Origin of the sequence: Anaerococcus cruorum (genome assembly GCF_046365495.1) — a bacterium.
GTDB lineage: Bacteria > Bacillota > Clostridia > Tissierellales > Peptoniphilaceae > Anaerococcus > Anaerococcus cruorum.
The window spans coordinates 56299-80497 of the sequence record NZ_JBGMEH010000006.1; the positions used below are offsets into that span (position 1 = coordinate 56299).

Here is a 24199-nt window from a genome sequence, read left to right on the forward strand (position 1 = left end):
GAGAAAATCATATTAAAATATTCGAAGTTATTAAGTCAGATGACCTATGACAACTTTGTATTATCAGCAAGAAATGAAGAGCTAGAAGAAGAATTAACTAGACTTAATAAAGAGTTAGAAGAATTTAAAAACCCAAACAAAGAAGAGGAGCAAGAGAATGGAAAATAGAGAAAGACAACTAGACCAAGAAAAGATTAATGCGGTAGCTGATAAGATTATACAAGCAGCAGCCGAAGATGAACTAACAATGCTAGAGCTAGACCAAGCCGTATATAAAGTAAGACAATATTTTAGTGAAAATGCAACATTAAAAATTAAAGCCCAAGATTAAGAAAGAGTGTTTTATAACACTCTATTTTTATACTTAAAATTAAATATAGAAAGGATTATATATGAGAAATACAACTAGACTACAACAAGTTCAAGGTGGTAGGCAAGTAAAGCAATCAGATAGTTCATCAGCCTTTGCTTTTATCCTTAAAAATGCTAATGGTCAAGATATAAACTTAGATGGGCAAACGGCTGAAATTGTTTTATACACCCTAGATAGCAAATTATATTGGCAAACCCAAGCGACAGTAAAAGATGTAACAGTTGAATTTACTTTGCCTGGTAACTTAGTAGATAGGGATTATATACTTGAAATTACAGTAGGCGGATATGTATTCCCAAGTGATGAAAATATTGTTATAAGAGTTAATAAAGGCTTTGCAAAGTATATGGGAGTTATCGAGGCTTATGCAATACGAAAAGAAACTAGGGAAATAATCAAAGAAGAGGCACAAAATGCAACTGCAAATATTGCTAAAGAATTAGATTATAGCCAATTAAAAGGAGATAAAGGAGACCCAGGAGATAAAGGGGATAAGGGCGACCCTTTAAGATATGAAGATTTATCCCAAGAACAAAAAGAAGAATTGCGAGGTAAACAAGGAGATAAAGGGGACGCTTTTACCTATGAGGACTTTACAGAGGAACAACTGAAAGACCTTAAAGGGGAAAAAGGCGATGCTTTTACCTATGATGATTTTACCGCCGATCAATTACAAAAACTTAAGGGCGAAAAAGGTGATGCCTTTACTTATGAAGATTTTACAGAAGAACAGTTAGAAAAATTAAAAGGAGATAGAGGCGACTCTATCGAGGTAAAAGAAACGACCGAAGATGAAGTGGGTAATATCTTAGTTACTTTTACAGATGATAAACAAATCACTATCCCAAAAGGCAATAAAGGAGATAGGGGCGAACCTTTAAAATATGAGGACTTAACCGAGGAACAAAAATTCGAGTTAAAAGGTAAAGACGGAACAATGAGCTTTGAGGACTTAACAGAAGAACAAAGAGCGACCCTAAAAGGGGATAAAGGCGACCCATTTGAATTTGAAGACCTTAGCGAAGAGCAAAAGGAACAAATGAGAGGACCGAAAGGCGAGCCTTTTACCTATGATGACTTTACTCAAGAGCAGTTAGAAGCCCTAAAAGGGGAGCAAGGCGCATCAATCACTATAACAGAAACGAGCGAAGATGAAGTAGGTAATATAGTTATTAAATTTAGCAATGATACAGAAGTTACAATCCCAAGAGGTAAAGCCCTAACATACGATGACCTTACAAAAGAGCAGAAAGCAGAGCTTAAGGGAGAAAAAGGAGACTCTTTTACTTATAATGATTTCACGCCTGAACAATTAGAAAAGCTTAAAGGAAAAGAGGGAAAATCATTTACATTTGAAGATTTAACCCCAGAACAAAAAACAGAATTAAAAGGTGAAAAGGGTGACCCTATTAAGATAGTTGAAGCTAAGACTGTATCTAACGGCAACTCTTATGTGCTTTTTGATGACGGGACTAAGCTTGTAATTAGACAAGGGGAGAAAGGTGACCCTGGTGAACAAGGTGGGGATGGTGAAAATGGTTCATTGATTTATTCCAATCCTATATCTGATTATTCAGTAATTAGACCTCATATAGACTACTTTGTAAATTCTAGTGGAGAGTTTGGACCAGTAACTATGGTTGATTCGGAGAAAGGGTATCTGGCACATAAGAGTAGGATAAAGTTAAAAGGTGATAAAGGTGATTCAATAACTATAAAAGAAATAAAAAATGATGAAGATAGTAGAGAAACCACAGTAAATTTCAGTGACGGAAAATCTTTAACCATTCCTTGGGGTCAGAAAGGTGCAGATGGAACAGTTTCTTTTGATAAATTGACGAATGCACAAAGAAAACAATTAAATACAACTTTTGATATTACAAGGTTTAATACAATTGTATATCAAGCAACTGGTAAGAAAGTTTTAACTGATAGCGTTGCAGATTGGCAAAAAATACCAAGCGGATATTATTTCTTAACACCAAATGTCATTCAAGGTCAACCTATTGATTATGGATTATTAAGAATAATTAGTTGGGAAACACAATTTGATATAATTCTAGAGCATATGCCAGATGGTAGTATTTACAGAAAATCTGGAAATCATAACGGGTTCAGCGATTGGATAAAAATAGTAGATGCTCCACATACGAGTATTTAAAAAATTTGATAAAAAAAGAGGGGTGATATAACGTGAGTCCTACCGTGGATAATGTAAAAGATATAACCGATGTTTTGAGCACTCAGGGTACGGACAGGACTATTGTAGCAATCTTTTTAATACTTTTTATAATAGCTTTTATAGCTAAATGGAAACAAGATAATGAGGATACAAGAGCCCGCCGCGAAGAGATGCAACATTATAGACTTTGGCAAAAAGAAAGGGTAGAAAAGCTGGACGGATTAAATGACAAAATGATTGAGGTTATTTATGAAAATTCGTGCAGATTAAATAAGCATGAGGAAATCCTAAATCATCATAGTCAACAGTCGGCAGACAATTTTAAGGAAATAGACTCGCAATTGAAAGTGATCAATGCAAAAGTTGATGATTTATACAAACAATCGCAAGAACTTGCAACAAAAGCGGGTCTTGATGAAGTAAAACAAGAATTGATAAAACTAGCAAATAAATATTAAGAGCATAACGACTATTTTTAGATAGTCTATTTTTATGCTTTTTTTTAGAAAGGATTAATAAAAATGGGAGTAAAAGAAGCTTTAAAATGGTTAGATGACCACCATAGACATAAAGGAAATTATCCTTATAGCATGGTAAAAAGAAATGGCAATCCTGGATTTGACTGCTCTTCTGCTATGTATTACGCGCTAATTGCAGGCGGGGTATTGCCTAAAAATACACCAATAGGTAATACAGAAACATTATTTAAATTGAATGGTAAATACCTAGATGAAATTTATAGCTATAAAGAAGTACAAGCGGGAGACATCTTCATTCGTGGAGGCGAGGGTACATCGGCGGGGGCTGCTGGACATACCGGAATGTTTTACAAAAAAGACGGAATTATCCATTCTAATTACAGTAATAACGGTATTAGCTATAACAACAATGGCAGTTATATAGGATATTTTCTAGACCGTCGCAGAAGTAGAAATGAAAGATATTTTAGACCTAGATACCCTAATACAAAAAGACCGAATACTAGCAAACCAAGGAAATCAGTAACAGGCAAAAAATGGATTAAAAACGAAAATTGGCACGGGATTACACAAGCTGCTTGCCACGTTAGAAGTGAAGCTAGTTTAAATGCACCAATAGTTGCTACCTATCCAATGGGAGCAAGGATAAATTACGATAGTGTGTATGAGGCTGACGGTTATCGCTGGTTATCTTATGTATCATATAGTGGACAAAGACGTTATGTTGCTTATAGAAGAACATCTGGAAATACCAGATCGTGGATAACTTTTTAAGGAGGTTTAAATGAAAGACAGTATATTTATATTATTACTAGTAGGATTAGGATGTGCCTTACTATATCTTTTAAAATCAGGAATAAAAGAAGCTAGATTGCGTATATCATTAATAGAAGATGAAAGGCTACAATACGCCTTAGGGCAATTTGTGGATGTAGTAGAAGCAGTAGTTGCTAGCATCAATCAAACGATAGTAGACCCTCTAAAAAATAGCTCTGAACTTAATTTTGATAAAGAGGCTCAGGCGAGGGTTTTGCAAATGGCTAAAGATAGGATAAAAAAAGATTTAGATAATAAAAGTTTTGAAATCCTAAATAAAACATTTAATGACCTAGATGACCGCATAGAAACCGCAATCGAGGCTGAAGTACGTAAACAAAAACTAGATAAAGAAGTATAATAATAAGGACAATACGAAACTAATATTTTGTGTATTTGTTTAACTCTAAATACGAGGCTACCCTACGGGGTAGTCTTTTTTTAGTTACTAAATAATAAAGGCTTGTCTTTATATATTAATGATGCTATAACACTGACATAATATAAATACAAAAGGGGTAAGTCATAATGGATAAAACAATAAATAGTAAATTAGCAATAGATGAATTTAGAAGATATACCAAAGAATTTTTAGAAGTAAATGATTTAGATTTAATTCAGGTAAATGCAAAAAATAAAGTAATTGAAGTATCTGGAGAAGAAAAAGAATATTTAGGTGTAGAACTTAAAATACTTGATAATGAAAATAATTTATCAGTTGATGAAGCTTTAGATTATACATTTGAATTACAAAATCAAATTTTATTTTTTAAAAACAATTACAATTTTAAATACAAAGGATATTTATTAACCGATGAAATCAAATAATGTCTTTGGGTATAATAAAAATTAATATAAAAAATAAGAGGGCGACAAAGCCCTCTCTTTATATGTTTATACATTCTTTATACAGTGTAACCAACGTGTGACCAATTAGTGTTACCAACAAATTAAATTGTGTTACCAACCAAGTTACCAACGTTTTGAACTAACATAAAATTTTATAAAATTAAATGGCATAAACAAAACATCGATGCAGGTATTATAAATATTAGTGGAGCTTCAAACAGGAGTTGAACCTGCAACCTACGGTTTACGATACCGTTGCTCTGCCAATTGAGCTATTGAAGCGAAGTATAAATAAACTATACTTATAATTTCTGAATAGACAATTGAAATAATTAAAAGCTTTGGCAAAAGAATCATATTTGATATAATTAAGTAGGAGTTTATTATGGATTTTTCATTTATTTTAAGACAACTACAAACAATTCTAATGAGTAACAGGCTAGCTTTGTTACCCCTAATTTTTATATTATTGAATTTTCTTATTTTTATTATATCTAGGACTTTTAGAAAAACAGGACTATTTGTTTTGGCCCTAGCCTTTGGAATCGATTATGCAATCAAATCTATTCCTTATGATATATATTATAATTTTCCACAGGTTTATAATTTTGTTACCATACTTTACATAGTGGGTTTTATAATATTTTTCTTAAAGATATTTAAGATACTAATAAGAATGAGCAATTTAGGAATATCTACATCTAAAAAAAGCGATAGTAAGGTGGGTAATTTTTTCAGATACACAGGTATCCTTCCTTTTTTGATTATGCTATTTTTAAATTTAGTTCATTTAGATTGGATAGTAGATGGAAAAATTATTAGGATTCTAACATCAATTACTTTTATCTATATGCTCGTTAAAACAATATATTCTACTTATAAGTACCTTAGCGCTAAAGAAAGTATTATCTTAGGGGATAAGATGGACTTTAAAGAGATAAAAGATTATTTAAGTTCAGATGAAAGCAAAAAAAGTTATCATAACTCTAAAAACCAGGGCAGGAGAACTAGAAAAACTTTAGAAAAAAAAGTGGATCCAAAAGAAGCCACTGAAACTATAAAAATTGACAAAAAAGATATAGAAGAAAAAATAAGTGTGGCAAATATTGAATCTGATAAGAAAGAAAATGAAAAAATCGGACATGGTGAATACGATAAAGAATCTTCTCATTCTCTTTCAAATACTGATCTTTTAAAACTTGTAAGTAGCGATTTTTCTAATAATCACAATCAAACAACTATGATAATCACTAGCTTGAAATCAGGCGAAAAAATATCTTACACAAGTTCTAGGCCTATTCTTAAAATCCAAGAAAATAATGAATATAAGATTGACTTAGAATTTGAAAATGTAAACGAATATGACTATGGTCGATTTATAGATATTTTGCTTATGTACTCAAAAGCTAAAGACTCGTATAAGTTTGAGCTAATAGTAAGCCCTAATCAAAATCCATCCAGCAAGGTTGTCTTTTTTGATCCATCAAATATATATGATATAGACGAAAAAGACTACGCCAATGTTGGTGGAAAAATTATTAGCATGAATTTTCCAAAATATAAAATAAACTTTATTACAGGAAATTAAAATGAATTTTTTAGAATACAAACCAAAAGAAGTGTATACGAAAGTTTGGTATAGGCAAAGATCATATTTAACAGGGGCACATTTAAAATATATTGCCATGTTTTTTATGCTCTTATCCCACTTAGCACAAACAGGATTTATATATGGTCTAGGTAATAAATATTACGTTCTAGCAGATATATTTGTTTTTCTAGGTAGGATATCAATGCCTATTTTTTGTTTTTTTACTGTTCAAGCAGTTATTTATACCAAGGATTTTAGAAAATATATGCTAAGGATGTTTATATTTTCCCTAATATCAGAAATTCCATTTGACTTAGCACTTTATGGGACGCCTTTTTATTGGGAAAGTCAAAATGTTATTTTTACACTATTAATGGGGGCTATCACAGTATATGGGATAGACTACTTAAGAAAGAGTAATTATAATGTTGTAATTAAGGTCCTAGCTGGTTTATTAATTATAATATTAGCCAGAAATCTTTCTTTAATTATGAGGACTGATTATAACGTAAATGGGATAGTTGCTATAGTACTTTTATATTTGGCAAAGGATAATAAACTTCTAACCGCACTAGCTTTATTAATAGCTTTTTATTTTGAATTTAGAGTATTTGGATATGCTATACCTATTAGCTATGGTTTTGTTTATTTATCAATCCCGTTAATTATGCTCTATAATGGACAAAAAGGAAAACAAAACAAATGGGCTTTTTATATTTTTTATCCAGCCCATCTTTTACTTATTTACTTACTGAAACTTTTAATTTTATAAGGATATTATGAACATTACACAAATTTTATCAGAACAACTAAAAATAAACGAGAAAAATATTTCTAATGTAATTGAACTTTTGGATGAAGGGTCCACAGTTGCTTTTATCGCAAGATATAGAAAAGAAAAGACTGGCAACCTTACAGATGTTGATATTAGGAATATAGAAAAAAACTTAAATAAACTTAGAAATATAGAAAAAAGACAAGAAGAGATTATTACCTCACTAGAAAGTCAAGAAAAGCTTACAGATGAATTAAAAGAGCAAATCTTATCAGCAAATTCTCTAACTCTTTTAGAAGATATCTATGCTCCATTTAAGAAAAAAAGAAAAACAAGGGCTGATAAGGCGAAAGAAATGGGCCTTGAACCTTTATATAAATATTTAATGGCTGAAGCTAAAGATAGAGAAAATGCTCTAGAATTTGCAAAAGACTTTGTTAATGAAGATGTTGATAGTCCAGAACTTGCAATAGAAAAATCTTTGGATATCCTAGCAGAAGATATATCAAACAATATTGATGCTAGAAATATTATTAGACGAGATGGGATGATTAGGGCAAAGTTAATTGCAACTGAAAAGGATGATTCCGAAAGAACCTATGAAACCTATTATGATTTTAGTAAAAAACTCAAAGATATAAAATCTTACCAAATTTTGGCTATCAACAGGGCAGAAAGAGAAGGTGCTTTAAGTGTCAAATTAGAATTTTCAGATGCTTATAACAAAAAACTTATTGCCGATTTATATCAAGTAAATAATGATTTTCAAAAAGAATTGCTGGAGCTAGGTATTGATGATGCTTACAAAAGATTAATTTTACCTTCAATTACAACTGAACTTCGTAATTTCTTAACAGAATCAGCGGAAGATGAATCAATTAAAGTTTTTTCTAAAAACTTAAAACCATACTTTTTGCAAAGACCTATAAAAGGTAAAACTGTTATGGGTCTTGACCCTGGTTTTCGAACTGGTTGTAAGGTAGCTGTTGTGGATGGCAATGGTAAATATCTTGATCAAGCAGTAATTTACCCAGTAGAGCCTCATAAAAAGGAAAAAGAATCTATAAAAATATTAAATGATTTGATTGAAAAACATGATGTTAACTTAATTGCCCTAGGAAATGCTACAGCAAGTAGAGAAACAGAAATATTTGTAAATAAACTTATAGAGCAAAGTGATAGGGACCTAGCCTATGCAGTAGTTAATGAAGCTGGCGCTTCAGTTTATTCTGCATCAGCTTTAGGAGAAGAAGAGTTTCCAGATTTAGATGTAACAATCCGTGGGGCAGTTTCTATGGCAAGAAGACTTCAAGATCCTATGGCAGAACTTGTAAAAATTGAACCTAAACATATTGGAGTTGGCCAATACCAGCATGATTTAAATGAGAAAAAATTAGATGAAGAATTATCTAAGGTCGTAGAAGATGCAGTAAATGAAGTAGGAGTATCCATTAATAATGCTTCTTACAAGCTCCTTTCCTACGTTTCAGGTCTAAACTTAACCCTTGCTAAAAGAATAGAAGATAGTTTTAAAGAGGGGTCAATCATTTATAGAAAAGATTTAAAAAGCATAAAAGGATTGGGAAATAAAACTTATAAACTAGCTGCGGGATTTCTGAGATTTCCTGATTCTCCAGAATTACTAGATAATACTGGAGTTCATCCGGAAAGCTATGCTATAGCTAAAAAACTTGCTAACTATGATTTAGATAAGATAGATATTAGCGAAGTGAGTAAAGATTTAGGTGTAGGAGTACCAACATTAGAAGATATAATAAAAGAACTTCAAAAACCAGGACGTGATCCTAGAGATGAGAATCCAGAAGTTTTAACAAAATCGGAGATTATGACTATAGATGATATAAAAATTGGGGATGAGTTAAAGGGTAAAGTTAGAAATGTAACTGACTTTGGAGCCTTTGTTGATATAGGTGTAGGGACTGATGGGCTAGTTCATATATCAAAAATGAGTGATAAGTTCATAACTGATCCTAATGAAATTTTAAAAAATTCGGATATAATTAATGTTAAGGTTATCGATATTGATAAAGAAAAGTCAAGAATATCTTTATCGATGATAAACTAAAGGAGATTATATGGATAATCATAAGTCAAATTATTTTAATGACAAAAAAGCAAACACAAAAACATATTATAATAAGTGCGTTGCTAAAGCCCCCGAATTCTAAATTTATATAATAATTAAATAGACTTAGCAACAAATTTTTATAATAGGAGATATGAATGAAATTAACAAATTACTATATGCCAACCCTAAGGGATGACCCAGCAGATGCCGAGGTAGTAAGTCATAAGCTACTTGTAAGAGGAGCATTTATTAGAAAACAAGAAACAGGTATTTATTCTTACTTACCACTTGGTATGAAAGTTAAGAATAAAATTTATCAAATAGTTCGTGATGCTATGGAAGATTATGATTCTATCCAAGTTGAGACTTCTATGATTCAACCAAAAGAATTATGGGAAGCATCTGGTAGATGGCAAACATTTGGTCCAGAAATGCTTAAAATGACTGATAGACTTGGTCGTGATTACTGTTTTGGTCCAACAGCTGAGGAATATTTTGCGGATTTAGTAAAAAACGAATTAGTTTCTTATAAACAGTTACCTTTAAATCTCTATCAAATCGTTGAAAAATTTAGAGATGAAAGAAGACCTAGAAATGGTATCATCAGAGCTCGTAGCTTTCTTATGAAAGATGCTTATTCATTTGATGAAGACTATGACCAATTACAAATTTCTTACCAAAAAATGTGGGATGCTTACATCCAAGCCTTTGATAATATGAGACTTGACTATAAAATCGTACAAGGTGATACTGGAGCCATGGGGGGTAGGGTTTCACACGAATTTATAGCTACAGCTGAAAATGGTGAAGGTATAATTTTTTATACTGATGAGTCAGATTATGCAGCAACAATAGAAAAAGCAGCCTTTATCAAAGAATATGAAACTGAAGAATTAAAAGATCTTGAACTAGTAGAAACAACTGATAAAACCACAATAAAAGAAGTTAGTGAATTCTTAGGTGTACCAGAAGAAAAACTAGTAAAAACTGTAGACTTAAAAGTAGAAGGCGAACCAGTTTTCGTATTTGTACCAGGTGATAGAGAACTAAATATGGCAAAACTTATTGCCTACCTACAAGTTCCAGAGCACGAAATTGAAATGATGGATGATGAAATGATCCTAAAATATACTGGAGCAGAACCAGGATATACTGGACCAAAAGGATTATTAAATGAACCAAGAATCATTGTTGATAAATCAATTACTCAAATGACAAATACTGTTATAGGTGCAAATAAGAAAAACCACCACTACATTAATGCCACATTTGGTCGTGATTTTGATGGAGAAGTTGCAGAAGATCTTCTAACAGCTAAAGAAGGCGACATGGCTATAGATGGGTCTGGTAAATTAAAAGCTGCCCAAGGTATAGAAGTAGGAAATATTTTCCAACTTGGTACAAAATATTCTGAATCTGTCGGTGCTTATTACTTAGATAAAGATGGTAAGCAACAACCTATAGTTATGGGTTCTTATGGTATAGGTGTTAGCCGTTCCATCGCAGCTATTATTGAACAAAATCACGATGAAAAAGGTATCATTTGGCCAACAACAGTTGCACCTTTTGAAGCAATCATCACAACAATAAATACAAAAGATGAAGAACAAAAAGCTCTATCAGAAGAAATTTATGAAAAACTTCAAGAAAATGGTATAGATGTCTTATTAGATGATAGACAAGAAAGAGCTGGAGTTAAATTTAATGATAGAGACCTTATAGGTATTCCATATAGAATAACTGTAGGTAAGCAAGCAGCTGATAAAAAAGTTGAATACTCTACACGTCGTGAGGGTATAAATGAATCTGTAGATGTTAATGAAGCTATTAAAAAAGTTATTGAAAATGTCAAGTCAGATTTAGTTATGACTAGGCATAAACCAGGAACTTACGAAGCTTAAAAGGAGAGAAAGAATATGTTAGTAAATGCAAAAGAAATGTTAGACAAAGCTTATGAAAATGGATATGCTATTGGTCACTTTAATACAAATAACCTAGAATGGACAAAAGCTATTCTTCAAGCTTGTGAAGAAAAACAAACAGCTGTAATCATCGCTTCATCTGAGGGTGCAGTAAAATACATGGGTGGTTTTAATACAGTGGCAGCTCTTGTAAAAACAATGCACGATGATTTAGGGATCACAGTACCAGTTGCCCTTCACTTAGACCATGGAACATATGAAGGAGCTAAAAAAGCAATTGAAGCTGGTTATACTTCTGTTATGTTTGATGGATCAAGTCTACCACTTGAAGAAAACTTAGAAAAAACTCGTGAAATTGTAGAGTTAGCTCACGCTAAAGGCATCTCTGTAGAAGGAGAAGTTGGCGGTATTGGTGGAGAAGAAGATGGTGTTACAAGCGCTGGAGAACTTGCAGATGTAGATGAATGTAAGCAACTAGCTTCTTGTGGACTTGACTTTATTGCAGCAGGTATTGGTAATATCCACGGTGTTTATCCAGCTGATTGGCAAGGATTAAACTTTGATAGATTAAAAGAAGTGTCAGATGCAGTAAATATGCCTATAGTTCTACACGGTGGTACAGGAATTCCAGAAGATCAAATCAAAAAAGCTATTGAACTTGGAGTTTCAAAAATAAATGTAAATACAGAATGTCAATTAGCATTTGCTAAAGCAACTAGAGAGTATGTTGAAGCTGGTAAAGACCTAGAAGGTAAAGGCTTTGACCCAAGAAAACTATTAGCACCAGGAACTGAAGCTATTAAAGAAATTATATATCAAAAACTTGATATGTTTGGTTCTGAAGGTTCTGCTAATAAATAATTACTAAAAAAGGGCCATTTTGGTTTAACCAATTGGTCCTTTAATTTTTTCACAGGATACATATGGAGAATTTAGAAGAAAAACTTGTAGCTGAACTTAGGGAAATAGCAAAAGATCTAGAAATTCCGTCGGTTACAAAATATAAAAAAGATGAATTAATTAAATTAATAGAAGAAAAAAGAAGAGAAAAAGAAGAAGAAGAAAAAGAAAAACAAGACAATGATCTTGGAGATAAGTTTGATTGTGAAGGTGTCCTAGAAATCCTTCCAGATGGTTTTGGATTTTTAAGATCTGATCTTTATGAGCAAGGCGATGATGATATTTATGTCCCACCTAAGCAGATTAAAATGTTTAGACTAAAAACGGGTGACTATATAAAAGGTATTGCAAGAGAAAAACATGATAAGGATAAATTTGCTCCTTTAATCTTTGTTTCAGATGTAAATGGTATCAAACCAGGTGAAGCCTTTAATAGACTATCCTTTGAAGACTTAACCCCTATTTATCCAAATCAAAGAATAAGGCTTCAAACAAATCGAGAAAACGTTCCTGGACGTATTATAGATATGATTGCACCTATTGGGCGAGGTCAAAGGGGACTTATTGTTTCTCAACCTAAATCTGGTAAGACAACTCTGATAAAAAATATTGAACGTTCTATAGAAAAAAATTATGACGATGTTAAAATCTTTGTTCTTTTAATCGATGAAAGACCAGAAGAGGTTACTGATTTTATAAGATATGTAAATGAATATCGTGATCCTAATAATGATTATATGAGGACAGAGGTAGCATCATCCACCTTTGATATGCCTCCACAAAATCATATAGATATCGCTGAAATGATTTTAGAACGTGCAAAAAGATTTGTTGAGGATAAGAAAGATGTAGTTATCTTACTAGATTCTATTACAAGACTTGCACGTGCTTATAATATCATCACTCCTCAATCAGGTAGGACTCTGTCAGGAGGGCTAGATCCATTAGCCTTAGTTGGACCCAAACAATTTTTTGGAGCTGCTCGTAATGTAGAAGATGGTGGATCACTTACAATACTTGCTACTGCCTTAGTAGATACAGGTAGCCGTATGGATGATATGATTTTTGAAGAGTTTAAGGGAACAGGAAATATGGAAATACATCTTGATAGAAGACTATCAGATAGAAGAATATTCCCAGCTATAAACATAGAAAAATCATCTACTAGACGTGAAGAATTACTTTTAAGCCAAGATGAGCTGGAAGCCATATATAAAATAAGAAAATCAGAGATGGATACTACCGAATCTATAGTTGAACTGATCGATTTAATTAAAAGAACACCAGATAATGAAAATTTAATGAAGCTTATAAATAATTCTTTATAAGTTGATATTAGTATTTCAAGATGGTATAATTTATTATGCTTATTGAATCAAGAAATAGAGGTGTTTAAATGAATAAAGAAATCCAACCAGAATACCACGAAGCAAAAGTAACATGTATTTCTTGTGGAAATGAATTCACAGTAGGATCTACTGAAGAAGAAATTAAAGTAGAAGTTTGCAACAATTGCCATCCATTCTACTCAGGAAAACAAAGAAATGCTGAACGTGGTGGTAACGTTGAGAAATTTAACAGAAGATACGGTAGAAAATAATAAGGTTAGGCAACTAACCTTATTTTTGTGTAAATAATGAAAATAAAAGATATTTTAGCTAAGAATAATCCAGACTTAATAATTGCTCTTAGCTATTTAATTGATAAATCAAAATCATTTATATATTTAAACCAAGATTTCAATTTAAATGAAGAAACTAGTTATGATTTAAAAATAATAGAACAAAAACTAGCAAAGGGTGAGCCTCTCCAATATGCTATAGGTCATTGGGATTTTTTTGGCTTGGATTTATTAGTAGATAAAAGAGCCCTAATACCTAGATTTGAGACAGAAATTTTAGTTGAGTATATATTAGATAGCTCTATAAATAAAAAATCTATACTGGATATAGGAACAGGAACAGGAGCTATTAGCCTAGCCTTAGCAAATAATTTGGATGAATCCAAAGTTATTGGGGTAGATATATCAGATGAGGCCTTATCTCTTGCAAATGAAAATAAAAAGAGATTAGCTTTAGATAATGTTAATTTTTTAAAAAGTGACTTATTTACTAATGTTAATGAAAAGTTTGACCTTATAGTTTCAAATCCACCTTATATTAGTGAAGAAGATTATAAATCTTTAGATAAAAAATTATTTTACGAGCCAACAACTGCTCTAGTAGGTGGTATAGATGGCCTAGATTTTTATAAAGATATTATAAAAGAAGCTTCGAATTATTTAAATAATGATGGCCACCTTATTTTTGAGATTGGATATGACCAAAAGACAGCCATAAATGACCTGTTGATCAAATCTGATTTTAAAAATATAGACAATATAAAAGATTATAACGGCTTCGATAGAATTGTCGTGGCCCAGAAAGGATAAATATGTTTGAAAATTTAGATCATATTAGAGAAAATTATAAGGATTTGGAATTAAAACTTGCTGATCCTGAAATATTATCCGATATAGATAAGTATACAAAAATTTCTAGAGAGTATAACTCACTAAAACCAATTGTTGAAAAATACGAAGATATCTTACAAGCTCAAGCAATTATTGAAGAAAATCAAGAACTAATGAGTGAAACTAATGATAGTGAAATGCTTGATATGCTAAAAGAAGAAATTAGTGAAAATAAGAAAAATCTTGAAACCTATAATGAAGAGATGAGAATCTTACTTATACCTAAAGACCCTAACGATAGCAAAGACGTTATTGTCGAAATACGTCCTGGTGCAGGTGGAGATGAAGCTGGGCTATTTGCTGGTGATCTTTATAGAATGTATAACATGTATGCTGATAAAGCAGGATTTAAAACTGAAGAAATAGATGTAGATAACCAAGGTGTTGGTGGTATTAAAGAAGCTACTTTTGTTGTAAAAGGCGAGGGAGCCTATTCAAAATTAAAATATGAATCAGGTGTACACAGAGTTCAACGTGTACCAGAAACAGAATCAGGCGGTAGAATTCACACCTCAACAGCAACAGTTGCGGTTTTACCAGAAGTTGATGATGTAGATATTCAAATAGATCCTAATGATGTTAGAGTAGATGTGTATAGATCAAGTGGTAACGGTGGTCAATCAGTAAATACAACTGACTCAGCTGTAAGATTGACTCACGAACCAACAGGTCTTGTTGTAACATGTCAAGATGAAAAAAGTCAGATAAAAAATAAAGAAAAAGCTATGAGGGTTTTAAGAGCTCGTCTTTATGAACTTGAAGAAGAAAAAAGAAATAAAGAGATAGCTGATAACAGAAAATCTCAGGTAGGTACTGGAGATAGAAGTGAGAGAATTAGAACTTATAACTTCCCACAAGGAAGGATTACTGATCATAGAATAAATAAAACTATCTACCAACTAGATGATTTTTTAAATGGTAATATAGAAGAGATGATAAACTCACTAATAGCTGAAGATCAAACTAGAAAGCTTGAACAAATAGGAGAATAACTTGTTTAACTTTTTAGCAAGTAAGTTTATAAAAAATTATAAGAATCATAGTAATCCAAGTGTCAGATTAAAATTAATATCACTATCTTCTATTATAGGAATAGTCATTAACCTTATTTTGGTTATATTTAAGCTACTTGTAGGTTATTCTACAAATTCATCAGCTATAATAAATGATGGTTTTAATAATTTATCTGATACTGTAGTTTCTATAATGGCCCTTGTAGGATCAAAAGTTAGCCAAAAACCAGCTGATAAAGATCACCCATATGGCCATGGGCGTAGTGAAAGTTTGATATCACTTTTAGTTGGAATATTAATTATGTATGTGGGGGCGCAATTATTTATAAATGCCCTTCAACATTATGCAAATGATAGTGTTACCGATTTTAGTACTATAGCAATTATTGTTCTTTCCTTTAGTATTCTTACTAAAGTTTACATTTATTTTTTAAATAAGAAACTATATAAAGATTTAGATTCTGACTTAAACTTTGGCGTAATGGCTGATGCTAGAAATGATATTCTTGCTACTTTAGGTATTATTATAGGTGCTTTGTTTGAAAAATACTTGGGAATAAAAGTAGATGCCATAATGGGAGCAATACTAGCTGTATTTGTATTTATGCCAGGTCTTGATTTATTTAAACAATCTGCAGCTTATCTTTTAGGAGAGCGAGTAGACCCTGAGATTGAAAAAAGAGTTGGCAATATAATACTAGCAAATGATTTTATAATAGGTTACCACAATTTACACCTTCATGAATATGGGAAGGGTAACTTAGATGGATCAGTTGATGTCGAAATTGCAGAAAATTTATCACTACTTGTAGCTCATAAAATTGTTACTGACATACAAAGAGAAATTAAAAAAGAAATTGGATTAGATCTTAGCATTCATATGGATCCAACATATTCACTAATAATGAACGAGAGGGTAGAAGCTGAGATAAAAAAAATAGAATTGCAGGCTAGGAATGATTACGAAGATTTTTAGTTTAGATAAAGACAATATTGATCAAAATATTCTAAACATAGCAGCAAACATAATAAATGAGGGAAACTTAGTTGCTTTTCCCACTGAAACCGTTTATGGACTCGGTGCAGATGGTCTAAATGAGGCTGCATGCCAGAAAATTTTTGCAGCAAAAGGCAGACCATCTGATAATCCATTAATTTTACATATTTCAAATCAAGATATGCTATATAATTTAGTAGATAGCATAAACGATGATGCTAAAAAATTAATTAAAACTTGCTGGCCAGGACCACTAACTTTGATTATGAAAAAAAAATCAGTAGTTCCTGATGCTGTTACTGCAGGACTTGATACTGTTGCTATAAGAATGCCAAGTGATAAAATTGCCTTAAATTTTATAACAAAAGCAAATACCCCTATAGCAGCACCCAGTGCTAATACATCGGGTAAACCATCTCCTACTAGAGCTAAGGATGTTTTTCAAGACTTAAATGGAAAAATACCTATGATTTTAGACGGTGGCTCTTGTAAGATAGGTATTGAGTCAACAGTAGTAGATTGTAGTGAGAAAAATCCTGTTATTTTAAGACCAGGATATTATACCTATGAATATTTAAAAGAAATCATACCATCAATTACCCTAGATGATGCATTGGTAAATGATGGTAAAATACCAAAATCTCCAGGTCAAAAGTATAAACATTACTCTCCAAATGCAAAAATGAAAGTATATATAGGAGATAACGCTTCTAAGAAAATCTTAGACCAAGCTATGAAATATAAAAATCAAAATTATAAGGTGGGAATACTAACCTTTGATGATTCTATAGCATATTTTGATGACTTTAAAACTATATCTTTTGGTAATAGGGACAATCTTTCATATATGAGCCATGTCCTCTTTACGGCACTAAGAGAGATGGATAGTGTAGGAGTAGATATTATCCTAGCAGAAGGAGTTAATGATATCGACTTGGGTAAGAGTATAATGAATAGAATGAAAAAATCCGCATCTAATAATATATTTTATCTTTAGGAGGAATTATGCAAGAAAATGTAAATGTACTAAACCATCCAGTTATCAAACATAAAATCTCAATTTTAAGAGACGTTAGTACTGGGGCAACTGAGTTTAGATCAATTATAAAAGAACTTTCTATAATGTTAGCTTATGAGGCTACCAAAGATTTAGAATTGGAGCAATACGAATTAGAAACTCCAGTAGCTAAAACAACTGGTTATAGGATTTCAGGAAAAAAATTGGGCATAGTTCCTATTTTAAGAGCAGGCCTAGGCATGGTTGATGGAGTACTTGAGGTAATTCCTGCAGCTAAAATAGGTCATATAGGTATGTACCGAGATGAAGAAACTTTAATGCCTGTAGAATACTACTCAAAATTACCAAAAGATGTTGAAAGTAGAGATATATTAGTTGTTGACCCAATGCTTGCCACTGGTGGATCAGCTTGCGATGCTATTGGAAGATTAAAAGAAAAAGGATGCAAAGATATTAAATTGTTAAGCATAATTGCAGCTCCAGAGGGTGTTAAAAAGCTACAAGAAGAACACCCAGATGTTGAAATATTTATTGCACAATTAGATGATGGACTTAATGAAGATAGTTATATTGTACCAGGGCTGGGAGATGCTGGAGATAGACTATTTGGTACAAAATAAAGGAATTTTAAATGGATAAAAAAGAAATTTTAGTTATTAATGGTGGTGGGCCACTAGAAGGTGAAGTTACTATTTCAGGTGCAAAAAACTCTGCTTTGCCAATACTTGCAGCCTGCGTACTAGGAACTGAAGAAATAATATTAGATGGAGTTCCAGGACTTAAAGATGTTGAAATCATGATTGAGGTTTTAAGACATCTTGGCTCTAAAGTAGAGTATATTAGTGAAGACTCAGTAAGAATTGATTCATCAGGAATAAACACTTGCGAGACACCTTTTGAACTTATGGATAAGATGCGTGCATCTTTTGTCGTAATGGGACCTCTTTTATCAAGATTTAAAGAAGCCTATACAAAGGCTCCTGGTGGATGTAATATAGGAGCTCGTCCAATAGATTTACACTTAAAAGGATTTGAAGCACTAGGTGCTACAAACATCGTAAATGATGATGAGATTTCAATAAAAACTGATGGCAAATTAATAGGTAATGAAATCTACCTAGATTTCCCATCAGTAGGAGCTACACAAAATATTATGATGGCAGCTACCCTTGCAGAAGGTGAAACTATAATTGAAAATGCTGCAAAAGAACCAGAGATAGTTGATCTTGCGTCATTTTTATCAAAAATGGGTGCAAAAATTAAGGGAGCTGGTACATCTACAATCACTATTGAAGGTGTAGAAAAACTTACAGGAACTCGTCATACAATTATTCCAGATAGGATAGAAGCAGCAAGCTATATGATTGCTGCTGCAATGACAAAAGGAAATGTAACAATTAATAATGTAATAGGATCTCATATAAGACCTGTAATTGCAAAATTAATCGAAATGGGTGCAGAAGTAGATGAAATAGATGATGAAGATATCATTAAGGTAAAGGTTGATAAAAAATTAAAACCTACAAACATTCAAACCCTTCCATACCCAGGTTTCCCAACAGATGTTCAAGCACAATTTATGGCGCTTATGACAATTTGTGAGGGAGAAAGTAAAATCCAAGAAACAGTTTTTGAAAATAGATTTATGCACGTAGAACAACTTAACAAAATGGGAGCAGCTATTGCTACAAGTGGTAATAAAGCGACTATTGCAGGGGTTGACCAACTTCATGGAGCAGATGTACGTGCAACAGATTTAAGAGCTGGTGCTGCATTAGTTATAGCAGCACTTACTGCAGAAGGTGAAACTAGAGTATCTGATATCTATCACATTGATAGAGGATATAGCAACCTAGTAGAAAAATTTACCAATCTTGGAGCTAATATCAAGAGAGTAGAAATATAATAAAATGAAAATAGAAGGCATAGTTACTAATATAATTTATAGAAATGAAGATAATGGCTACAATATTATTGTAGTAGATACATCTGATTCAGATATAACTTGTGTAGGCACTATGCCTTTTTTTGATGAAGGCGATAATGTAGAAGTAACAGGAGACTTAGTTTATCATGATAAATATGGTGAGCAGATAAATGTTAGCTCTATTAAACTTTTAAAACCATCTGGCAGGGATGCAATAGTTACATATTTAGCCAATGCTAATATAAAGGGAATAGGCAAAAAAACTGCTGCTCAAATTTATAATCAATTTGGTGAAGAATCTATAGATGTAGTCTACAATAACCCAGAAAAATTAAAGTCTATAGCGGGAATTGGTAAAAAGAAAATAGCAGATATAAAACTTACTACTGCAGAAACTAAAGATTCGAGAAATACCATGCTCTACTTACAAAGTTTAAATATTTCTTATAATCTTTCTATGAAAATATATAAACTTTATGGAGAAGATACCATAGATATTATAAAAACAAATCCATATAGGCTAGTAGATGATATAAGCGGTGTAGGTTTTACTATGGCGGATAATATAGCTCGTAATATGCAAATATCTTCTAACTCGAGTTTTAGAATATCAGCTGGCATCAGTCATACCTTAAACTACGAATCAGAATTTAACGGGCATACTGCTATAAAAATGGATTATTTAGTTTATAAGGTAGCAAATTTATTAAGAGTAAAAGATGAGGATATTAAAGAACAAATAGATAAAGACATCCTAGCAGGTAAACTTTATATAGTTATTATTGAAGATGTAAAATTTGTCTACAAAAAATCCCTATATAAGGCAGAAAAATACATAGCTTTGGCACTTAAGCAAAAAAAGGACAGTGCCTATAATTTTGATGTAGAAATAGATGAAGATTTAAGCGTATTTTCTGATGAGCAACAAGTAGCTATAAATGAAGCCTTTAAAAATATGGTTATGGTTATTACTGGTGGGCCTGGCACTGGTAAAACCACTATTATAAATGCCATTAAAAAAATATTAAATAATAATGATTTATCCTACGCCATGCTAGCACCAACTGGTAGGGCTGCAAAAAGAATCCAAGAATCTACTGGAGATGAGGCTTACACTATTCACAGATTATTAGGAATTAAACCTGATGAAGCATTTGCAGAATATAATGAAGAAAACCCAATAGAAAAAGATTATATAATAGTCGATGAGATGAGTATGGTCGATATCTATTTGATGAAAACTTTACTTAGTGCTATTTCTCCAGAAACTGCTCTTATAATGGTAGGAGATAGCAATCAGTTACCGTCTGTGGGACCTGGAAATGTTTTGGCGGATATTATAAATACTGATATAAAAACTATAAGACTTAAGAAAATTTTTAGGCAAGGTCTAGAATCAAATATAATTGTAAATGCTCATAAAATCAACAATGGAGAATATCCAATCTTAAATGAATCGGGTAAGGATTTTTTCTTTATAGAAGCCAACCGCAATAACTTTAATGATGTGTTGTCAAATTTAGTAAATGATCGTTTACCCAAGTTTTATGGTCTAGATAAGATAAAAGATATACAAATACTATGCCCTAGCAAGAAAACACCCTGGGGAGCCACAAATATAAATGAAAATATACAAAATATCTTAAATCCGACTAAGGAAGAGCTTAAGATAAATGATAAGATATATAAGCTACATGATAAGGTAATGCAAGTTAGAAATAACTATGATTTAGTGGCTGAAAACGCATTAACTGATGCCGAGGGAGTTTATAACGGCGATATTGGTTTTGTAAACCAAATCGATAAAGAAGATGAGAAACTAGAAGTAGAATTTTATGATGGATCGGTGGTTACATATAAAAAAGAGGATATTAGAGATTTAGATCTTTCTTATGCTATTACCATCCATAAATCACAAGGTTCTGAATTTGATTGTGTAATCATCCCTATGATGCAGGTAGCTCCCATGCTTTTAACTAGAAACCTTCTTTATACAGGAGTTACTCGAGCAAAAAAACTAGTTGTCCTTGTCGGAGAAAAACGAATCATCAAACAAATGGTTGATAATAACAATTCAAATAAAAGATATACCAATCTTAGCTATTGGATAAATGAGATGGAGAATGTAGATGGTGATTGATTTTCTATTTTTAGATAAAAATATGTGCTACTCTTGTAAGCAAAACAAGATAGTAGCTCATTTTTTATGCAAAGATTGCCTAAAAAAATTAGACTATGTAGCAAATAAATTTAGCTTAGAAAATTATGAGGCTCATGCAGTATATTTCTATAATGAATCTATGAAAAAGTTAATAGGAGACTACAAATTTAATCGTAATACATCGCTAGCCAAGGTTTTTGCTAGCATTATTTATGACTATGCTAGAGTAAATAATTTATTTGATTGTGATTATATCCTGCCTTCTCCAAGTTCAAAATCCACTATAAACAAAAGGGGCTTTGACCATATAAAAACTATAACTGATCATTTTATAAAAGATACTGAGTGTATTTATCTAAACGATTTTAAGAAAATTAAGAATACTAAGGCCCAGCATAATTTAAATAAAGAAGATAGGGCTTATAATTTAATAGATGCTTTTTCTTATGATAAAGATCTTACTGGAAAAAGTGTGCTTCTAATTGATGATCTAGTAACTACTGGTAATACTGCTATGGAAATTATAAAAGTTTTAGAAAATTGTAATATAAAAGAGGTGAAAGTTTTAGCAATCACCTCTGAACATAGGGTTAATTAAATTGTAGCTGGTGTTCTAAAGAAAAAATACCATAGTACCCATATGATTAATAGTAATATAACCCAGAACCACCAATTTGAATAAAATGGTTTGTCTGCGTCATTTCTACTTTCTCTAACGCTTCTGTTAGTGGTAACTTTATCCTTAGATTCGTGAGTTCTATCACCTTCTGTATTTACTCTTTTATAGTTAGAGGTATCTACAGTTTCATTAGAATGTGTTCTATTTGAATCTTTATGGTGAGTTAGATTATCAAAATCATTCTTTACTTCAGTTTTTGCGTGGTCAAAGTCATTTTCCACCTTTGTTTTAGCATGGTTAAAGTCATTTGTAGTTTCATCTTTAACATGGTTAAAATCACTTTCTACTTTGGTTTTAGCGTGATTAAAATCGTTCTCTAAATTTTCTTTACGAGTATCAAATTCCTTTTTTACATTTTCCCTATTTATATTGTGATTACTACCAGATTCAAAAGTTCTTTTTTCGTCAGTCATAATTTGTCCTCCATTAATTCTTATATTATAAAAATACCCAATAATACATTTATTATTCATCTGTACTATTGGGTATTAAAAATAATTTATTAAATTTTATGCAAGAACTTCAGTTTTTTCAGCTTCTTTCATATACTCATAAATTTTAATAGCTATAGCCATTTCAATTCTTTTTCTAAATAGATTGCAAGAGTATTCGTGAGTTTTATTTATATCTCCGTTGGCATTATAGTTATTTGCTGCGCATCCACCTGAACAATACATTTTTGCCCAGCAAGTTTTACATTCTTCTTTAGAATAGCAATTACATGTTTTAAATTGGTCTACTAAATCATTTCTTACTATACCTTCATCGAGATTTCCTATTACAAAATCATCGTTACCAACAAATTGGTGACATGGATAAAGTGTACCAGTAGGGGTTACTGCCATGTATTCTGTTCCAGACCCACAACCAGATAATCTTTTATGAGCACATGGACCATTTTCTAAATCTATCATGTAGTGATAGAAGATAAATTCATCATTATTATCAATAGCCTCCATCATCATATCAGCAAGCTTTTCGTATTGGTCGTATAAAACTGGTAGGTCTTCATATTTTAGCGCATAATCAGAATCAGAATTTCCTACTACTGGCTCAAGAGATGTTCTTTTAAAACCTAAATCTAGATATGTTTTTATATCGTTAGTAAAATCTAGGTTACTTGCAGTGTAGGTACCACGCATGTAATATTCTTTATCTCCACGTTTTTTAACAAAGTTTTGGAATTTTGGTACTACTGTATCAAAAGATCCTTTGCCGCCGATTGTTTTTCTAAACTCATCATGGGTTTCTTTTCTACCATCTAGGGATAAAACTACATTTTTCATATTTTCATTTAGATAATCAATTTTGTCATCATCTAAAAGCATACCATTTGTAGTAAGAGTAAAGTTAAAGTGTTTGTTGTGTTCTTCTTCAAGGCTTCTTGCATAGGCAACTGTTTCAGTTACAACATCCCAATTCATTAGTGGCTCTCCACCAAAGAAGTCTACATCAAGATTGTAATGGTTACCAGAGTTTGCAATTAAAAAGTCTATAGCTTCTTTAGCTATTTCCTTTGTCATTATTGCATCTGGACCATGGTATTTACCACCCTTAGCAAAACAATATTCACAAGATAGGTTACAAGTATGAGCGACATTTAAGCAGATAGCCTTTACATTTGTAGGCCTTTTTGTAACATCTATGGCAAGATCAGAAAAATTATCAGTAGTAAAGAGCATACCTTCTTTTTCTAGATCTTTTACTTCGTTGTAAGCTTCTTCAAATTGGTCATCTGAAAGATTATATGTAGATAGGATATTTTTTATTTCTTCCTTAGAGTGACCTTCATATAAAGAAATTATTTCATAAGTAACATCATCGACAGCATGGACTGCTCCACTATATGTATCTAAAACTATATTAAAGCCCTTGGCCTTATATTGGTGTATCATATATTCTCCTTAAAATGTGAT

General features: G+C 31.9%; 24 protein-coding genes and 1 tRNA gene. 22 read left to right on the plus strand and 3 right to left on the minus strand.

Annotated elements, in window-relative coordinates:
* The first annotated feature begins 39 nt into the window (after positions 1-39).
* The 7 genes from ACCQ40_RS04925 (at position 40) to ACCQ40_RS04955 (ending at position 4678) form a co-directional block, all read left to right on the plus strand.
* Positions 40-168 carry a hypothetical protein gene (locus ACCQ40_RS04925; RefSeq protein ID WP_410032864.1) on the plus strand — a complete coding sequence of 43 codons (129 nt, stop codon included), beginning with the start codon at positions 40-42 and terminating at the stop codon, positions 166-168.
* Complete coding sequence (locus tag ACCQ40_RS04930; RefSeq protein WP_410032865.1) at positions 158-331, plus strand: hypothetical protein; 174 nt, start codon at positions 158-160, stop codon at positions 329-331. The genes ACCQ40_RS04925 and ACCQ40_RS04930 overlap by 11 nt, the downstream gene beginning before the upstream one ends.
* Positions 332-392: 61 nt before the next feature.
* Positions 393-2534, plus strand: a complete 2142-nt coding sequence (locus ACCQ40_RS04935) for a hypothetical protein (RefSeq protein ID WP_410032866.1) — start codon at positions 393-395, stop codon at positions 2532-2534.
* Positions 2535-2578: 44 nt separating this feature from the next.
* Entirely contained in the window at positions 2579-3013 is a 435-nt protein-coding gene (locus tag ACCQ40_RS04940; RefSeq protein ID WP_410032867.1) for a hypothetical protein, read from the plus strand.
* Between the two features lie 63 nt (positions 3014-3076).
* Positions 3077-3808 carry a peptidoglycan amidohydrolase family protein gene (locus ACCQ40_RS04945; protein ID WP_410032868.1) on the plus strand — a complete coding sequence of 244 codons (732 nt, stop codon included), beginning with the start codon at positions 3077-3079 and terminating at the stop codon, positions 3806-3808.
* 10 nt (positions 3809-3818) lie between these two features.
* Entirely contained in the window at positions 3819-4211 is a 393-nt protein-coding gene (locus tag ACCQ40_RS04950; RefSeq protein WP_410032869.1) for a hypothetical protein, read from the plus strand.
* A 167-nt stretch (positions 4212-4378) separates the two neighbouring features.
* Positions 4379-4678: a hypothetical protein gene (locus ACCQ40_RS04955; protein ID WP_410032870.1), complete on the plus strand. Its 300-nt coding sequence runs from the start codon at positions 4379-4381 to the stop codon at positions 4676-4678.
* 227 nt (positions 4679-4905) lie between these two features.
* On the opposite strand, the gene ACCQ40_RS04960 is transcribed toward ACCQ40_RS04955, so the two are convergent.
* Positions 4906-4981 (minus strand) — tRNA-Thr (locus tag ACCQ40_RS04960).
* A gap of 103 nt (positions 4982-5084) precedes the next feature.
* Between ACCQ40_RS04960 and ACCQ40_RS04965 the strand changes: the two genes are divergently transcribed.
* From ACCQ40_RS04965 to ACCQ40_RS05035, 15 genes are all read left to right on the plus strand, one after another.
* The gene (locus tag ACCQ40_RS04965) at positions 5085-6287 is read left to right on the plus strand and encodes a hypothetical protein (RefSeq protein WP_394011614.1); all 1203 of its coding nucleotides are present in this window, start codon (positions 5085-5087) and stop codon (positions 6285-6287) included.
* A gap of 1 nt (position 6288) precedes the next feature.
* Positions 6289-7062, plus strand: coding sequence for a TraX family protein (locus tag ACCQ40_RS04970; RefSeq protein ID WP_394011613.1), 774 nt, complete (start codon positions 6289-6291; stop codon positions 7060-7062).
* Between the two features lie 7 nt (positions 7063-7069).
* Complete coding sequence (locus tag ACCQ40_RS04975; RefSeq protein ID WP_410032871.1) at positions 7070-9151, plus strand: Tex-like N-terminal domain-containing protein; 2082 nt, start codon at positions 7070-7072, stop codon at positions 9149-9151.
* Positions 9152-9309: 158 nt separating this feature from the next.
* Positions 9310-11055, plus strand: a complete 1746-nt coding sequence (locus ACCQ40_RS04980; RefSeq protein WP_410032872.1) for a proline--tRNA ligase — start codon at positions 9310-9312, stop codon at positions 11053-11055.
* Positions 11056-11070: 15 nt separating this feature from the next.
* Positions 11071-11937 carry a class II fructose-1,6-bisphosphate aldolase gene (gene fba / locus ACCQ40_RS04985; protein WP_394018054.1) on the plus strand — a complete coding sequence of 289 codons (867 nt, stop codon included), beginning with the start codon at positions 11071-11073 and terminating at the stop codon, positions 11935-11937.
* Positions 11938-11999: 62 nt separating this feature from the next.
* Complete coding sequence (gene rho / locus ACCQ40_RS04990; RefSeq protein WP_410032873.1) at positions 12000-13304, plus strand: transcription termination factor Rho; 1305 nt, start codon at positions 12000-12002, stop codon at positions 13302-13304.
* A gap of 68 nt (positions 13305-13372) precedes the next feature.
* Positions 13373-13576 carry a 50S ribosomal protein L31 gene (rpmE, locus tag ACCQ40_RS04995; protein WP_101540165.1) on the plus strand — a complete coding sequence of 68 codons (204 nt, stop codon included), beginning with the start codon at positions 13373-13375 and terminating at the stop codon, positions 13574-13576.
* A gap of 36 nt (positions 13577-13612) precedes the next feature.
* Entirely contained in the window at positions 13613-14407 is a 795-nt protein-coding gene (gene prmC / locus ACCQ40_RS05000) for a peptide chain release factor N(5)-glutamine methyltransferase (RefSeq protein ID WP_410032874.1), read from the plus strand.
* Between the two features lie 2 nt (positions 14408-14409).
* A complete protein-coding gene (gene prfA / locus ACCQ40_RS05005) occupies positions 14410-15480 on the plus strand; it encodes a peptide chain release factor 1 (protein ID WP_394011607.1) in 1071 nt (356 codons plus the stop codon).
* A gap of 1 nt (position 15481) precedes the next feature.
* Entirely contained in the window at positions 15482-16477 is a 996-nt protein-coding gene (locus tag ACCQ40_RS05010; protein ID WP_410024300.1) for a cation diffusion facilitator family transporter, read from the plus strand.
* Positions 16458-17495, plus strand: a complete 1038-nt coding sequence (locus tag ACCQ40_RS05015) for an L-threonylcarbamoyladenylate synthase (protein WP_410024301.1) — start codon at positions 16458-16460, stop codon at positions 17493-17495. Before ACCQ40_RS05010 ends, ACCQ40_RS05015 begins: the two co-directional genes overlap by 20 nt.
* 8 nt (positions 17496-17503) lie before the next feature.
* Entirely contained in the window at positions 17504-18136 is a 633-nt protein-coding gene (upp, locus tag ACCQ40_RS05020) for a uracil phosphoribosyltransferase (protein ID WP_410024302.1), read from the plus strand.
* Positions 18137-18147: 11 nt separating this feature from the next.
* On the plus strand, positions 18148-19422 hold the full coding sequence (murA, locus tag ACCQ40_RS05025; RefSeq protein WP_410032875.1) for a UDP-N-acetylglucosamine 1-carboxyvinyltransferase: 1275 nt from the start codon (positions 18148-18150) through the stop codon (positions 19420-19422).
* 4 nt (positions 19423-19426) lie between these two features.
* Complete coding sequence (gene recD2, locus ACCQ40_RS05030; protein WP_410032876.1) at positions 19427-21583, plus strand: SF1B family DNA helicase RecD2; 2157 nt, start codon at positions 19427-19429, stop codon at positions 21581-21583.
* Positions 21573-22202, plus strand: coding sequence for a ComF family protein (locus ACCQ40_RS05035; RefSeq protein ID WP_410032877.1), 630 nt, complete (start codon positions 21573-21575; stop codon positions 22200-22202). The genes recD2 and ACCQ40_RS05035 overlap by 11 nt, the downstream gene beginning before the upstream one ends.
* Here the strand turns inward: ACCQ40_RS05035 and ACCQ40_RS05040 are convergent.
* Positions 22199-22696 carry a hypothetical protein gene (locus ACCQ40_RS05040; RefSeq protein ID WP_410032878.1) on the minus strand — a complete coding sequence of 166 codons (498 nt, stop codon included), beginning with the start codon at positions 22694-22696 and terminating at the stop codon, positions 22199-22201. The two genes, ACCQ40_RS05035 and ACCQ40_RS05040, sit on opposite strands and share 4 nt — an antisense overlap.
* A 96-nt stretch (positions 22697-22792) precedes the next feature.
* Positions 22793-24178 (minus strand): thioether cross-link-forming SCIFF peptide maturase, encoded by a 1386-nt coding sequence (gene scfB / locus ACCQ40_RS05045; protein WP_410032879.1) that lies wholly within the window; start codon positions 24176-24178, stop codon positions 22793-22795.
* Between the last annotated feature and the right edge of the window lie 21 nt (positions 24179-24199).

Coding starts and splice junctions, on each gene's coding strand:
- ACCQ40_RS04925 (WP_410032864.1), top strand. CDS start 40: ATGACCTATGACAACTTTGTATTATCAGCAAGAAATGAAGAGCTAGAA.
- ACCQ40_RS04930 (WP_410032865.1), top strand. CDS start 158: ATGGAAAATAGAGAAAGACAACTAGACCAAGAAAAGATTAATGCGGTA.
- ACCQ40_RS04935 (WP_410032866.1), top strand. CDS start 393: ATGAGAAATACAACTAGACTACAACAAGTTCAAGGTGGTAGGCAAGTA.
- ACCQ40_RS04945 (WP_410032868.1), top strand. CDS start 3,077: ATGGGAGTAAAAGAAGCTTTAAAATGGTTAGATGACCACCATAGACAT.
- ACCQ40_RS04950 (WP_410032869.1), top strand. CDS start 3,819: ATGAAAGACAGTATATTTATATTATTACTAGTAGGATTAGGATGTGCC.
- ACCQ40_RS04955 (WP_410032870.1), top strand. CDS start 4,379: ATGGATAAAACAATAAATAGTAAATTAGCAATAGATGAATTTAGAAGA.
- ACCQ40_RS04965 (WP_394011614.1), top strand. CDS start 5,085: ATGGATTTTTCATTTATTTTAAGACAACTACAAACAATTCTAATGAGT.
- ACCQ40_RS04970 (WP_394011613.1), top strand. CDS start 6,289: ATGAATTTTTTAGAATACAAACCAAAAGAAGTGTATACGAAAGTTTGG.
- ACCQ40_RS04975 (WP_410032871.1), top strand. CDS start 7,070: ATGAACATTACACAAATTTTATCAGAACAACTAAAAATAAACGAGAAA.
- ACCQ40_RS04980 (WP_410032872.1), top strand. CDS start 9,310: ATGAAATTAACAAATTACTATATGCCAACCCTAAGGGATGACCCAGCA.
- fba (WP_394018054.1), top strand. CDS start 11,071: ATGTTAGTAAATGCAAAAGAAATGTTAGACAAAGCTTATGAAAATGGA.
- rho (WP_410032873.1), top strand. CDS start 12,000: ATGGAGAATTTAGAAGAAAAACTTGTAGCTGAACTTAGGGAAATAGCA.
- rpmE (WP_101540165.1), top strand. CDS start 13,373: ATGAATAAAGAAATCCAACCAGAATACCACGAAGCAAAAGTAACATGT.
- prmC (WP_410032874.1), top strand. CDS start 13,613: ATGAAAATAAAAGATATTTTAGCTAAGAATAATCCAGACTTAATAATT.
- prfA (WP_394011607.1), top strand. CDS start 14,410: ATGTTTGAAAATTTAGATCATATTAGAGAAAATTATAAGGATTTGGAA.
- ACCQ40_RS05015 (WP_410024301.1), top strand. CDS start 16,458: ATGATTACGAAGATTTTTAGTTTAGATAAAGACAATATTGATCAAAAT.
- upp (WP_410024302.1), top strand. CDS start 17,504: ATGCAAGAAAATGTAAATGTACTAAACCATCCAGTTATCAAACATAAA.
- murA (WP_410032875.1), top strand. CDS start 18,148: ATGGATAAAAAAGAAATTTTAGTTATTAATGGTGGTGGGCCACTAGAA.
- recD2 (WP_410032876.1), top strand. CDS start 19,427: ATGAAAATAGAAGGCATAGTTACTAATATAATTTATAGAAATGAAGAT.
- ACCQ40_RS05035 (WP_410032877.1), top strand. CDS start 21,573: ATGGTGATTGATTTTCTATTTTTAGATAAAAATATGTGCTACTCTTGT.
- ACCQ40_RS05040 (WP_410032878.1), bottom strand. CDS start 22,696: ATGACTGACGAAAAAAGAACTTTTGAATCTGGTAGTAATCACAATATA.
- scfB (WP_410032879.1), bottom strand. CDS start 24,178: ATGATACACCAATATAAGGCCAAGGGCTTTAATATAGTTTTAGATACA.